The following is a 13,407-nucleotide window of genomic DNA, read 5'->3' on the forward strand; positions in this document are numbered from 1 at the left end:
CCGCAAGCGATCGGAGACAGGATGATCACGGCGACGCAGGCCCCGCTGCTCGTCTACTTCTCGAGCGTGTCGGGCAACACCGCACGATTCATCGAGAAGCTGGGGATGCCGGCCAAGCGCATCCCGTTGCTGCCCACCGACCCCGGGATCGAGGTGGACGAGCCGTTCGTGCTCGTCACCCCGACCTACGGGGGCGGCCAGGGGCGCGGCACGGAGAAGGGCGCCGTCCCCAAACAGGTGATCCGCTTCCTCAACGATGAGAAGCACCGTCACCTGATCCGCGGAGTCATCTCCGCGGGCAACACCAACTTCGGCGAGCACTACTGTCTCGCCGGCGACATCATCAGCCGCAAGTGCACCGTGCCGCACTTGTACCGGCTCGAACTGTTCGGCACGCCAGAAGACGTCGCCCGCGTGAGCGACGGATTGGAACGATGGTGGAAACTGCAGTGACCCAGGCGGAATTCAAGACCGACGCGCGATTCGAGGGTCTGGACTACCACGCCCTGAACGCCATGCTGAACCTGTACGGCGCGGACGGGAAGATCCAGTTCGACGCCGACAAGCGCGCCGCGCGGGAGTACTTCCTGCAGCACGTGAACCAGAACACCGTGTTCTTCCACTCGCTCAAGGAGCGCCTGGACTACCTCGTCGAGAAGGAGTACTACGAGGGCGCGGTGCTGGAGAAGTACCCGTTCGAGTTCATCCAGCGCCTCAACGACCGGGCGTACGCGGCGAAGTTCCGCTTCGAGACGTTCCTCGGGGCGTTCAAGTACTACACCAGCTACACGCTGAAGACCTTCGACGGCAAGCGCTACCTCGAGCGCTTCGAGGACCGCGTCGTGATGACGGCCCTCGCCCTCGCCGACGGCGATCAGCGACTGGCCACGCAGCTGGTCGACGAGATCATCTCCGGGCGCTTCCAGCCCGCGACCCCGACGTTCCTCAACGCCGGCAAGGCGCAGCGCGGCGAGCTCGTCAGCTGCTTCCTGCTGCGCATCGAGGACAACATGGAGTCGATTGCCCGCGGCATCAACTCCGCGCTGCAGCTGTCCAAGCGCGGCGGCGGTGTCGCGCTGCTGCTGTCGAACATCCGCGAGGCGGGCGCGCCGATCAAGCAGATCGAGAACCAGTCCAGCGGCATCATCCCCGTCATGAAGCTGCTCGAAGACAGCTTCAGCTACGCCAACCAGCTGGGCGCCCGGCAGGGTGCCGGCGCGGTGTACCTGTCGGCGCACCACCCCGACATCCTGCGGTTCCTCGACACCAAGCGCGAGAACGCCGACGAGAAGATCCGCATCAAGACGCTGTCGCTGGGTGTCGTCATCCCCGACATCACCTTCGAGCTGGCGCGCAACGACGAGGACATGTACCTGTTCTCGCCGTACGACGTCGAGAAGGTCTACGGGGTGCCGTTCGGTGACATCTCGGTGACCGAGAAGTACCGCGAGATGGTCGACGATGCGCGGATCAAGAAGACGAAGATCAACGCGCGTGAGTTCTTCCAGACCCTCGCCGAGATCCAGTTCGAGTCGGGCTACCCGTACATCATGTTCGAGGACACGGTGAACAAGGCCAACCCGATCAAGGGCCGGATCAACATGTCGAACCTGTGTAGCGAGATCCTGCAGGTGAACACCCCGACGACGTTCAACGAGGACCTCTCGTACGACCAGATCGGCAAGGACATCTCCTGCAACCTGGGCTCGATGAACATCGCCCTGGCCATGGACGGCCGCGACCTCGCCGGCACGGTGGAGACCAGCATCCGGGCACTGACGGCGGTCAGCGACCAGAGCCACATCCGCTCGGTGCGCTCCATCGAGGACGGCAACGACCGCTCGCACGCGATCGGACTCGGGCAGATGAACCTGCACGGCTACCTCGCCCGCGAGCACGTGTACTACGGCTCGGAAGAGGGCGTGGACTTCACGAACATCTACTTCTACACGGTGCTCTTCCACGCGCTGCGCGCCTCCAACAAGATCGCGATCGAGCGCGGCACCGCTTTCGACGGGTTCGCCGACTCGACGTACGCGTCGGGGGAGTTCTTCGACAAGTACACGGATGCCGCGTGGGAGCCGCAGACCGACAAGGTCAAGGAGCTGTTCGCCGGCATCCACATCCCGACGCAGGACGACTGGCGCGAGCTGAAGGCCTCGATCCAGGAGCACGGCATCTACAACCAGAACCTGCAGGCCGTGCCGCCGACCGGGTCGATCTCGTACATCAACAACTCGACGAGCTCGATCCACCCGATCGCGTCGAAGATCGAGATCCGCAAGGAAGGCAAGATCGGTCGCGTCTACTACCCGGCGCCGTTCATGACGAACGAGAACCTGGAGTACTACCAGGACGCGTACGAGATCGGCTACGAGAAGGTCATCGACACGTATGCCGCCGCCACCCAGCACGTCGACCAGGGCCTGTCGCTGACGCTGTTCTTCAAGGACACCGCCACGACGCGTGACATCAACAAGGCGCAGATCTACGCGTGGCGCAAGGGCATCAAGACGATCTACTACATCCGCCTGCGGCAGATGGCGCTCGAAGGCACCGACATGACCGAGTGCGTTTCGTGCATGCTGTGATGCTCTGACCTGGTCTTTTTTGAGAAGGAATACACGATGACCCCTCCCGAGCCGCTCAAGCTCATCGACCACGTCCAGGCGATCAACTGGAACCGCATCCAGGACGACAAGGACCTCGAGGTGTGGAACCGCCTCGTGAACAACTTCTGGCTGCCCGAGAAGGTGCCGCTGTCCAACGACATCCAGTCGTGGGCGACGCTCACTCCTGAGGAGCAGACCACCACGATGCGGGTGTTCACCGGGCTGACGCTCCTGGACACGATCCAGGGGACAGTCGGCGCCGTCTCTCTCATCCCCGACGCGATCACTCCTCACGAGGAGGCCGTCTACACGAACATCGCGTTCATGGAGTCGGTGCACGCGAAGAGCTACTCGTCGATCTTCTCGACGCTGTGCTCGACGCCCGAGATCGACGACGCGTTCCGCTGGTCGGTGGAGAACGAGAACCTTCAGAAGAAGGCGCGCATCGTCATGGACTACTACCGCGGTGACGAGCCCCTCAAGCGCAAGGTGGCCTCGACGCTCCTGGAGTCGTTCCTGTTCTACTCGGGCTTCTACCTGCCGCTGTACTGGTCGAGCAAGGCGAAGCTGACGAACACGGCCGACATCATCCGCCTCATCATCCGCGACGAGGCCGTGCACGGGTACTACATCGGGTACAAGTTCCAGAAGGGGCTCGAGAAGCTCAGCCAGGCCGAGCGCGACGAGCTGAAGGACTACACGTTCTCGCTGCTGTACGAGCTTTACGACAACGAGGTGCAGTACACGCAGGACCTCTACGACGGCATCGGCCTGACCGAAGACGTCAAGAAGTTCCTGCACTACAACGCGAACAAGGCGCTGATGAACCTCGGCTACGAGCCGATGTTCCCCGCGCAGGTGACCAACGTGAACCCGGCGATCCTGTCGGCGCTCTCGCCGAACGCCGACGAGAATCACGACTTCTTCAGCGGGTCGGGCTCGAGCTACGTCATCGGCAAGGCCGTCGCCACCGAGGACGACGACTGGGACTTCTGACCTCCCGATTCTGACTCCGGCCCGAAACGGCCGGTGAGAGGCCCGGATCCGCGGAATTCTGCGGATCCGGGCCTCTCTCGTGCCTTCTCTCAATGGACAGAGGAGGACAGCAATGAACAGGAATGGCCGTTCGGCGTGGCACGAGGGGGGCACGAGTGCACCTTGCTCGGGAGAGCGGGGTCGCTCAGCAGCCGGAATCCAGCTCTCGCCGGACACCGACGAAGAACTTGCACAACGATGTGCAAGCAACCGCTAAGGTCTGCAGAGTGCATATGAGTTGGCGCGTCTTCACGCGAGACATCGGTCGCCTGGCGCGCGCCCGCAAGACGTGGGTGATCGTCGTCGGTGTGCTCGTCACCCCGGCCTTGTACGCATGGTTCAACATCAACGCGTTCTGGGATCCGTATTCGAACACCTCGAACATCGGCGTCGCGGTGGTCAACCTCGACGAGGGAGCGACCTCCGATCTCACCGGCTCCGTCGACGTCGGCGCACAGGTGGTCGAGCAGCTGGAGGACAACGACCAACTCGGCTGGCAGTTCATGAGTGAGGCCGCGGCCCACGACGCAGTCGCCTCGGGTGCCGTGTACGCCGCGATCGTCATCCCCGCCGACTTCAGCAGCGACCTGCTCAGCATCACGTCCGGCGAATTCACACAGCCCGCCCTCATCTACTACGTCAACGAGAAGTCCAGCGCGATCGCTCCGAAGGTCACCGATGTGGGAGCCTCGACCCTAGATCGGCAGATCACCCAGGCCTTCACGGAACAGGTCGCGGAAGCGGCGACCCAGGCGCTCAAGAACGCCGGAGACTCCGCGGAGCAGGGCTTGCTTACGGCGCGCGGCGACGCGTTGAGCGCGCTGGACGAGGCGGCGGAGACGATCGGGGCCGCGCGCCAGGACATCGCCGATCTGAACAGCGGGCTGGCGGATTCGCGCGACACGCTATCGTCGGCACGGGCGACGCTCGACGACGCCGACCAGACCCTGCAGGACGTGCAGACCGCGATCGCGCAGGCCCAGACGATCATCGACGAGGCGCAGCAGGAGATCCTCGTCTTCACGGATGCCGCGACGTCCGCGTACGTGGACGGGGTGACGGCGCTGGCGAATGCCTCGGCGTCCGTGCGCGTCTCGATGACCGACCTGAACCGGGCGCTGCAACAAGCCGGCACCGGCGTGGATACCGCGATCGACGAGGTCTCCGCCGTGGTCGAAGCGAATGCGGCCGCGATCGCGAAGCTCCAGGAGATCGTGGACGGCGCGGGCGTCGACGCGGAGACCGCGCAGCGGCTCACCGAGGTGATCTCCGCGCTCGAGCAGCGCAACCAGACCGATCAGAAGCTGCTGGCAGATCTGAAAGCGCTCAACAGCGGTGTGGCGGACACGATCGCCGCGATCCAGGCATCCGTCGACGCCGTCGACTCAGCGCTGACACAGGCGCAGGCGGCGGCGACCAATCTGCGCGACGTCCTCACCACCTCCGTGCCCGGGCTCAATCGTGCGATGTCCGCCCTCTCGGCGGCGGCCGGGTCGTTCTCGGCCGCAGTGCAGGCGCAGCGAGGGCAGCTCACCCAGGCCGACCTGCTGCTCGCGGGTCTCGATACACAGCTGGCCTCGACCTCGAACGCGCTGACGAGTCTCGACGGCGACCTCGCGAGCATCCAGGACGGACTCGGGGTGGCGCGCACCGACCTGGTCGCCCTGAGCGCGGCCTCTGTCTGGTCGGGGCTGAGTACACTGACGGGGCTGGACCCGGAGCAGATCGCGCAGTTCATCGCCGAGCCCGTGCAGGTCGATGAGAACGTGCTGTTCCCGGTGGCGTCCTACGGCTCGGCGATGGCGGCGCTGTTCACCAATCTCTCGCTCTGGATCGGCGCGTTCGTGCTCATGGTGATCTTCAAGACCGAGGTGGACGCCGAAGGGGTGGCGGGGATCACGGTGCGCCAGGCGTACGTGGGCCGGTTCCTGCTGTTCGCGATGCTCGCCGTCGCGCAGGCGCTGATCGTCTGCATCGGCAACCTCGTCATCGGCATCCAGACGGTCAGCGCCGTCGCCTACGTCGGCACTGGCGTGCTGGTCGCGCTCGCCTACGTCAGCATCATCTACGCGCTCTGCGTGTCGTTCGGGCATGTCGGTCGCGGGCTGTGCATCCTGCTCGTGATCATGCAGATCCCGGGGGCGTCGGGGCTGTACCCGATCGAGATGATGCCCGGATTCTTCCGCGCGATATACCCCGTGCTGCCTTTCACGTACGGCATCGACGCGATGCGCGAGACCATCGCCGGGTTCTACGGCGCCCACTACTGGCGCTTCATCGGCACCCTGGCCGTCTTCGTCGCGCTCGCGTTCCTGCTCGGGCTCGTGCTGCGGCGCCGCTTGGCGAACCTGAACCGGGTGTTCAACCGCGAGATCGCCGCCACCGATCTGCTGATCGCGGAGGACGTGCAGATCACCGGGGGCGGCTACCGCCTGACGCACATCCTGCACGCGCTGTCGGACCGACAGGAGTACGGTCACGACCTGCGACGGCGCGCCGGTTCGTTCAGTCGCCGCTACGGGTCGTTGCTGAAGGCGACCGTTCTCACCGGAGTCGCCGGGCTCGCTGTGCTCGGCGTGATCGCGTGGCTGGTCCCGGGGGGCAAGGCGACGATGCTCGGCATCTGGGTGGTGTGGTGCCTGCTGCTCATCGCCGTGCTCGTCATCCTCGAGTATGTCAAGCAGAGCTTCGAGTCCGCGCAGGAGCTCGTGGGCATGGGGGACGCCGAGCTCCGCCAGGCGCTGGAGGACGGACCACGCGGGGCGGGCAACCGCACGAGCGCGGTGGGCGCGGACGCGCCGTCCACGTCGACGCCAGACACGCCGACCGCCGACGCTCAGCAGCTGGTCGCCGAAGACATTGGGACGGCCGACCCGCTCGACGGATCACGGTCCGCGGATGTCGCCGCGGGCGCACCCCGCGACGAGAGCGCCGACGAGCCGGACGCCGCGGGTCCGGACGCCGACGGCCCGGAGGCCGACGGGGCGGATGACGCCGAGCCGGTCGAGGACGACGGTGTGGATGCGATCACGTCGCTGCTGGACGCCGGACCGGCCGACGAGGCCGAGCCTTCCACCCCCTCGGCATCCGGCGCGGACACCGACGATCAGACCGGCTTGGGTGATCAGACCGACCCGGGCGATCAGGCCGGTGCAGCGGGGAGCGACAGAGTATGAGAGACATCCTCCGCCTCGTCCGCCGCGACCTGCGGCACGCGACATCCCACGTCATGGCCGTCATCGTCCTGTTCGGTCTGGTCGTGATCCCCTCGCTGTTCACCTGGTTCAACGTCATCGCCAGCTGGGATCCCTTCTCGAACGTCAAGAACCTGAAGGTGGCGGTCGCGAGCACCGACGACGGGTACCAGAGCGACCTCGTGCCGATCCGGATCAACGTGGGGGAGCAGGTCCTGTCGGCATTGCGCGCGAACGACGACCTCGACTGGGTTATCACCACCGAGGAGGACGCCATCGACGGCACCCGCTCGGGTGCCTACTACGCCGCGATCGTCCTACCGCCCTCGTTCAGCGCCGACATGCTGACCTTCTACGCCGATGGGGCGCAGCGCACGCACATCGCCTACTACACCAACGAGAAGAAGAACGCGCTGGCGCCGAAGATCACCGGGCAGGGCGCCGAAGGCCTGTCCGCGCAGATCAGCGAGACGTTCACCCGGACGCTGAGCGACATCGCGCTCAGTCTCTTGTCGTCGCTGAGCGACTACCTCGCCGACGGCGACACGCAGGCCACCCTCGCCCGTATGGAGGCCCGGGTGGGAGCCCTGGCGACGCAGCTCCGTGCCGGCGCGCACACTGCCGACATGTTCACCGCGCTGATCGGCTCGAGCATCCCGCTGGCCGACAGTGCCTCCAACCTGATCACGGCATCCGGCAGCGCGCTGAACGACGCTGCCGGCGCCGTGGGCGACGGCAGCGCGGCGATCGACAGCCTGAAGTCAGAGCTCAGCGCGGCCTCGAAGGCGCTCTCGGACGCGATCGGCTCGACGAACGACGCCTACGACGCGGTCGCCGACTCCATCGACGAGCTGTTCACCCAGGTCGATGGCCTCACGGGCGCGCAGGTGCAGGTCATCGAGACGCTCGCCACCGCGGTCCAGCAGCAGATCGACCGATACACCGCCCTGCGCGACACGCTCGAGACGGAGATCGGCCCCAGCCTCCCCGCGTCGGCGCAGCAGGACCTCGCAGCCGTCATCGACATCCTCGACGACGCCATCGCCCGCCAGCAGAACGTGCATGACCTGCTCACCCAGGCCGCCGACGACATCGCCTCCGGAGGCGCCGCCGCCCAGGCGTCGCGTCAGCAGATCCTCGACGCCATCGACGACGCCCAGGCGGCACTGGCCGCGGCACAGGACACCTACGACTCGCAGCTCAAGCCGCAACTGGACCAGCTGGCGGCGACCCTCGAGACCATCGGCGACGACATGGCCACCGTCAAGTCGGATCTCGCCGGGCTCGCCGGGGCATCCGGCGGCGTGAGCACCGCGCTCACGCGCGCGCAGGGCGTGACGTCGCACATCGCCACCTCGCTCGGCGAGGCCGCCGACACGTTCGATCGCGTGCAGGGGGCGCTCGTGAAGGCCGCCGACACGGGCGACTTCGACGAGCTCAGCGCCCTCATCGGCGCCGACCCGAGCGTGCTCGCGGCGGCCCTCGCCGAACCCGTGCGGGTGGACCGGACGCCGGTGTATCCGGTGGTCGGCTTCGGAGCGGGCATGGCGCCCCTCTACACGGTGCTCTCGCTGTGGGTCGGTGCCCTGCTGATGACGGTCGCGATCCGCGTCGACGTGAACCGGCGCACGCTCGACACGTCCGCCGAACTCAGCCCCACGCAGAAGTATCTCGGCCGCTACGGCATCTTCGCCCTCCTGGGCCTTGCGCAGAGCACGCTGGTGACCGTCGGCCTGGTCCTGTTCGTGCAGATCGATCCCGTGCATCCGTTTCTGTTCATCCTCGCCGGGTGGGTGTCGTCGCTGGTGTTCACGCTGATCATCTACACCGCCGTCGTCGCTTTCGGAAACGCGGGCAAGGCCCTCTCCGTGCTGCTGCTGGTCATCCAGATCTCCGGCTCCGGCGGAGCGTACCCGCTGCAACTGCTGCCGCAGTGGTTCCAGAGCGTCAGTCCGTTCCTTCCCGCCACGCATGCCATCAACGCGATGCGCGCCGCGATCGCGGGGACGTACGGTGCCGACTACTGGGTGTCACTGGGCCTGCTCGCAGCGTTCATCCTCCCCGCGCTGCTGCTGGGGCTGGTGCTGCGCCGCCCGCTCATCTCCTTCAACCGCGGCCTCGCCGAGGCGCTCGAGTCGACGAAGCTCATGTAGGGGGCGCCACTGATGAAGACCACGCCGAGGATCTCCGCTCCGGCATCGACACCACGGCTCAACGTTCGTCGAGACGCCGTGGCGAATCGCGATGCGCTCCTGCGGGCCGCGCAAACGGTCCTGGCCTCCGATCCGCACGCATCGCTCGACACGATCGCGCGTGCTGCCGGGCTGTCGCGGCGGGCGCTGTACGGCCACTTTCCCGATCGCGACTCGCTGTTGCGCGCGGTGATCGCGGTGGGAGCACAGCGGTTCAACCGGATCGCCGACCTCACCGGTGATCCCGATCCGCGCATCGCGCTCGCTCACCTCGCCGTTCGGCTGTGGCAGGAAGCGTCTATCGTGCGTGCCTCTGCCAACATCGCGCTGGACGACGCCCATGTCGCCGATACGGTGCGCGCGCTGAGCCCCTTGCGGCGTCGGGTTCGGCAGCTCACGCGGGAGGGTGTCGAGTTGGGTGCCTTCCGCCGGGACATCGCCCCACCCCTGCTCGCCGTCCTGGTGGAGGAGACCGCACGGGCCACCCTTCGTTCGCCTGACCTCTCGGCGGACGGCGCGGCGCCGGTCGTCGTTCGCGTCGTGCTGAGCGTTGTCGGCCTCTCGTGGATCGAGCAGGTCGCGGTGATCTCCGAGCACGCCGAGTTGGCGGTGGCGCTGACGGCGACCACTCCCTGAGGCGTTCGCGCTCTTCTGGACCGGCGCCGTCGCCGCGGCGACGCGGACGGGCGCGGCCCGGGTGGTCGTGGTCGACGCGCGCCGCGCGGTCTCGACGACGGTGCACACTGCACCTTCACCGCCCGCGAGGTGATGTTCCAGGTCGAGGACTCACGAGCCGCGGTGCTCGTCGGCGGTCCGATCGACGGGGTGCGGATCCCCACGATCGGGGCGGCGCACATGCGGCGCGTACCGGCCCAGCCGGTCGTCGACCCCGTCGTCGACTCCTCCCGCCTCGCGCTCCTCGTGTACACGAGCGGATCGACGGGCAGGCCCGAGGGCGTCATGCTCGATCACGCGAACCTCGAGGCGATGGCGACCCAGATGGCATCCCACTTCCAGCTCACTCCGGCCGACCACGCCCTGCTCGTGCTGCCGCCGTTCCACGTCAACTCGCTGTGCGTCAGCTTCCTCGCCCCGGTGGTCGCGGGCGCCCAGGTGACCGTGCTCGACCGCTTGATGTCGTGTGGATACGCGAGGGGCGCGTGATCGGCGTTGTGACGCTCCAGCCGTGCTCGTCCGATCCATGCCCCCGCGAAGCGTCCCCGGACGTCGTAGACGCGATTCTCGAGGCCCCTGCCGGCACGTTCGCTGACGTCGCCCCCGGCGCTGCCGTCGACGTGACCAGGAGCGCACCATGACCCGCCGCCCGCCCGCCGTCGCCGGCTACCCGGATGCCCGCCCGATCCGCGACGGCATCCGCCTGGCCGTATGGACCCTCCGCGGATTCGCGCACGGCGCAGCGAGGCGCAAGAGCAGGGCGGGTGCCCGTTTCTTCTCGGCTTGGATGCTTTTCATCGGTATCTGTCTGTTCCCGGTGATCGTCGTGTCAAACCTGGCCGGTATCACGCTGCGGCGCGGCACCCGGTATTACATGACGCCCGAGCGCGGGTAGGGCGGTTCGACGTGATCGGTGTGCGGTGACGTGCCGCGGGCAGGGGCGTGTTCCGGGCATCGCATCCCGGTCGTCCACTGGGTCCTCGGTCGTGCCGCTGGTTGCGGCGGTGGTCAGCTGGTTGCTGCCGGTGGTGGTGCGTGCGTGACCGTGAACAGGCGGTCGAACGCGGCCTGCCAGGGCCAGGCCTCGGGCAGGTGCAACGTGATCCGACGCGCGGACCGTGCGACGCGCGCTGGGATCGTGATCAGGGTGCGGCGGATCGTCGCGGTCGTCGCCCTCGCAAGCCGACCAGCGTGATCGGCGATGAGCCCGGCGGTGCGGGCGAGGTTGAATGCGATCACTGCGAGTACGAGCCAGGCGCTGTTCGCGGTGAACACCCCAGAGGGTAGGTGAGCGAGCGGCCCGCCCTTCAAGTCGGCATGGACTTGCTCGATGATCGCGTGGCCGCGGTGGGTCTTGTCCGCTCCGACGGTTCCCATCGACTGCTTGTCGGTGGTGGTGAAGAACGCGTGATGCCGGAACGTGTCGAACAGGGTCGGCTGGTCCATCTTGTTCGGGTTCAGGTCCGGGATGCGCCGCACCACGAGTCGTCCTTCGACCCGTTCGGCGATCTTCCGTGATCGGAACGCGACGAAGGGCACCTCGGCGACTTCGGCGTTCGAGATCCACCGGCCGGTGGCCTCGTCACGGATCGCGTCGGTGTATTCGATCGTCTCCCATCCGTCGTCGGGGATCGACGCGATCGCGGCCTTCACGGCAGGGTCCATTCGGACGGTGACCGATACGTCAGCGCCGGCGGTGATCGCGGTGCCGATGGTGGCGTGTCCGTAGAACGCGGAGTCGGCCCGCAGCAACGGGCGGGCATCGCTTCCGACGCTCAGGCGGCGGAGGGTCGCGAGAGCGTCGCCGACGATCCTGGCGGCACCTTTCGGGGAACCGGTCTTGCCCTGCCGGAGCCGCTGGGCCAGGACCACCGGTGCCGAGGTTGAGGTGCTAGCGGTGGCAAGCAACGCATTGAGTCCGCGGACGCCGGAATACCCGAACGAAGCGCCTTGCTTCTTGTACCCATGAACCTCGATGATCGTGTCGTCGATGTCGACCATCACCCGCTCGTGGGGCGAGACCTGCAGCAGGGGCGCGTCGCCGGTGAGGTTCACAAGGACACGGGAGGCGACAGCGTCGAGTTGACGAACATGCCCGAACCGGAACTCCCGCAGGAACGATCCCAGCGTCGACGGCGCATACGTTCGTTCGAACAACCGGCCCATCCCGCCGTGACGGAGCAGGTTCATGTCATCGAGCGAGTCCGCACCGGCCAGCATCCCCGCCACCAGCGCCATCACCTTGCCGCCGGCGTTGGCGCCCTTGTCCGTCGGAACGCTCAACCGCGACTGCGACAGCTGATCGAGGCCCGCGGAACGGGCGAGGCGGAGCATCGGGACCAGGCCCGCGGCCGACACAAGATTCGGATCATCGAACATCGCTGACACAGCAGCGGGAGCATGCTTGAATTGCACCTACGAGATGCCTCTCAGATCAGTAGAACAGAACCCTTAGCAAGTTCCATTCTCCCTGATCAGAGGGGCATTTCTGCGTCACGACACCCCCTCAACCTCCACTTGAATCCGTGGATCCAGGTTTAGATCGCGTCGGTGTCGTCGTAGTTGGGGGGTGAGGCGGGAGCAGCATGTTTGCGACCGCGGATGACGCCTATCTCGTAGGCGGTGACGGCGATCAGTGTCACTGCGAGCAGGGGCAGGGTGAAGTAGAGCATGACGATTGTGAAGCCTTGGAGCGCTTGGTGTTGCGTGGCCGCGAGCACGAGATAGACCGTGTAGGCGACGTAAAGGGCGATGAACACGGCGCCTTCCCATCGCCGGATGGTGAAGCCGGTGAACGCGATCGGCAGAAGCGCAACGGCGGCCGCGATCATGAGGGGGATGTCCAGCGCAATTGCGGGCTGCGCCACCGGGATTCCGGCCGGGACGAAGAGTGCGGTAAGGCCTAGGACGAATCCGAGATTGAAGATGTTGCTGCCGACGATGTTGCCCACAGCGATGTCCCGTTCCCCCCGTCGCACGGCGATGAGGGAGGTGGCAAGTTCCGGAAGCGACGTGCCGATCGCGACCACGGTGAGGCCGATGATCAGGCTCGAGACACCGAGGCTGGACGCAATGTTTGTCGCGCCGGAAACGAGCAGTCGCGCCCCCAGGACCAGCAGCGCGATCCCCAGCGCGATCAGCGCTGCCCCGATGAGGACTCCCTGCCACCGAGGGCGCACCTTCCTGTTCGGCGGCGAAGGGCTCTCCACCGCCGGGGGCCCATTCGGCTCTCCCCTGCTCACGGTGAAGCTCAGCACGATGTGACCGACGGCGGCGAGCAGCAGCACTCCGCCATCCAGCTGGGTGATCTCGCCGTCAAATCCGAGAAGAAGCAGCAGGATGGTGATCCCCACCATCACCGGGATGTCGAACCGAACCAGTCGCCGCTTCACCGCGAGGGGGAGCAGAAGCGCCGAGGCGCCGAGGATCAGCAGCACGTTGACGATGTTGCTTCCCACGGCGTTGCCGACCGCGAGATCGGGTTCGTTGTCGAGCACCGCTCCGATCGTCACGGAGAGCTCGGGTGCGCTCGTCGACGCGGACACGATGACGAGGCCGATGACGAGCGACGGGACGCCCAGCCTCGTGGCCAGCCCTGAGGCACCGCGCACGAGTGCCTCGCCGCCGCCGATGAGCACGACCAGTCCCAGCACGACGGACCCGATGTCAAGAGCATTCACGGGGGGCATCCTATAGTCT

10 protein-coding genes are annotated in these 13,407 nt (G+C 66.7%); 8 read left to right on the plus strand and 2 right to left on the minus strand.

What is annotated here, in order from left to right; genetic code table 11:
* The first annotated feature begins 21 nt into the window (after positions 1-21).
* The 8 genes from nrdI (at position 22) to ACPYN4_RS09335 (ending at position 10,603) form a co-directional block, all read left to right on the plus strand.
* The gene (gene nrdI, locus ACPYN4_RS09300) at positions 22-453 is read left to right on the plus strand and encodes a class Ib ribonucleoside-diphosphate reductase assembly flavoprotein NrdI (RefSeq protein WP_076690204.1); all 432 of its coding nucleotides are present in this window, start codon (positions 22-24) and stop codon (positions 451-453) included.
* Entirely contained in the window at positions 435-2,591 is a 2,157-nt protein-coding gene (nrdE, locus tag ACPYN4_RS09305; protein ID WP_076690205.1) for a class 1b ribonucleoside-diphosphate reductase subunit alpha, read from the plus strand. Before nrdI ends, nrdE begins: the two co-directional genes overlap by 19 nt.
* A gap of 36 nt (positions 2,592-2,627) precedes the next feature.
* The gene (gene nrdF, locus ACPYN4_RS09310; protein WP_076690206.1) at positions 2,628-3,608 is read left to right on the plus strand and encodes a class 1b ribonucleoside-diphosphate reductase subunit beta; all 981 of its coding nucleotides are present in this window, start codon (positions 2,628-2,630) and stop codon (positions 3,606-3,608) included.
* Positions 3,609-3,880: 272 nt separating this feature from the next.
* Positions 3,881-6,823, plus strand: coding sequence for a YhgE/Pip family protein (locus tag ACPYN4_RS09315; RefSeq protein ID WP_424446214.1), 2,943 nt, complete (start codon positions 3,881-3,883; stop codon positions 6,821-6,823).
* Entirely contained in the window at positions 6,820-8,994 is a 2,175-nt protein-coding gene (locus ACPYN4_RS09320; RefSeq protein ID WP_424446215.1) for a YhgE/Pip family protein, read from the plus strand. The genes ACPYN4_RS09315 and ACPYN4_RS09320 overlap by 4 nt, the downstream gene beginning before the upstream one ends.
* A 12-nt stretch (positions 8,995-9,006) precedes the next feature.
* Positions 9,007-9,669: a TetR/AcrR family transcriptional regulator gene (locus ACPYN4_RS09325; RefSeq protein WP_281651783.1), complete on the plus strand. Its 663-nt coding sequence runs from the start codon at positions 9,007-9,009 to the stop codon at positions 9,667-9,669.
* 15 nt (positions 9,670-9,684) lie between these two features.
* The gene (locus tag ACPYN4_RS09330; RefSeq protein WP_396656182.1) at positions 9,685-10,197 is read left to right on the plus strand and encodes an AMP-binding protein; all 513 of its coding nucleotides are present in this window, start codon (positions 9,685-9,687) and stop codon (positions 10,195-10,197) included.
* 148 nt (positions 10,198-10,345) lie between these two features.
* Positions 10,346-10,603, plus strand: coding sequence for a hypothetical protein (locus ACPYN4_RS09335; RefSeq protein WP_281651850.1), 258 nt, complete (start codon positions 10,346-10,348; stop codon positions 10,601-10,603).
* Positions 10,604-10,716: 113 nt separating this feature from the next.
* On the opposite strand, the gene ACPYN4_RS09340 is transcribed toward ACPYN4_RS09335, so the two are convergent.
* A complete protein-coding gene (locus ACPYN4_RS09340; protein WP_281651851.1) occupies positions 10,717-12,123 on the minus strand; it encodes an IS1380 family transposase in 1,407 nt (468 codons plus the stop codon).
* A gap of 122 nt (positions 12,124-12,245) precedes the next feature.
* On the minus strand, positions 12,246-13,388 hold the full coding sequence (locus ACPYN4_RS09345; protein WP_424446216.1) for a calcium/sodium antiporter: 1,143 nt from the start codon (positions 13,386-13,388) through the stop codon (positions 12,246-12,248).
* Positions 13,389-13,407 lie beyond the last annotated feature (19 nt).

Source organism: Microbacterium sp. CH-015 (assembly GCF_049707015.1).
Classification (GTDB): domain Bacteria; phylum Actinomycetota; class Actinomycetes; order Actinomycetales; family Microbacteriaceae; genus Microbacterium; species Microbacterium aurum.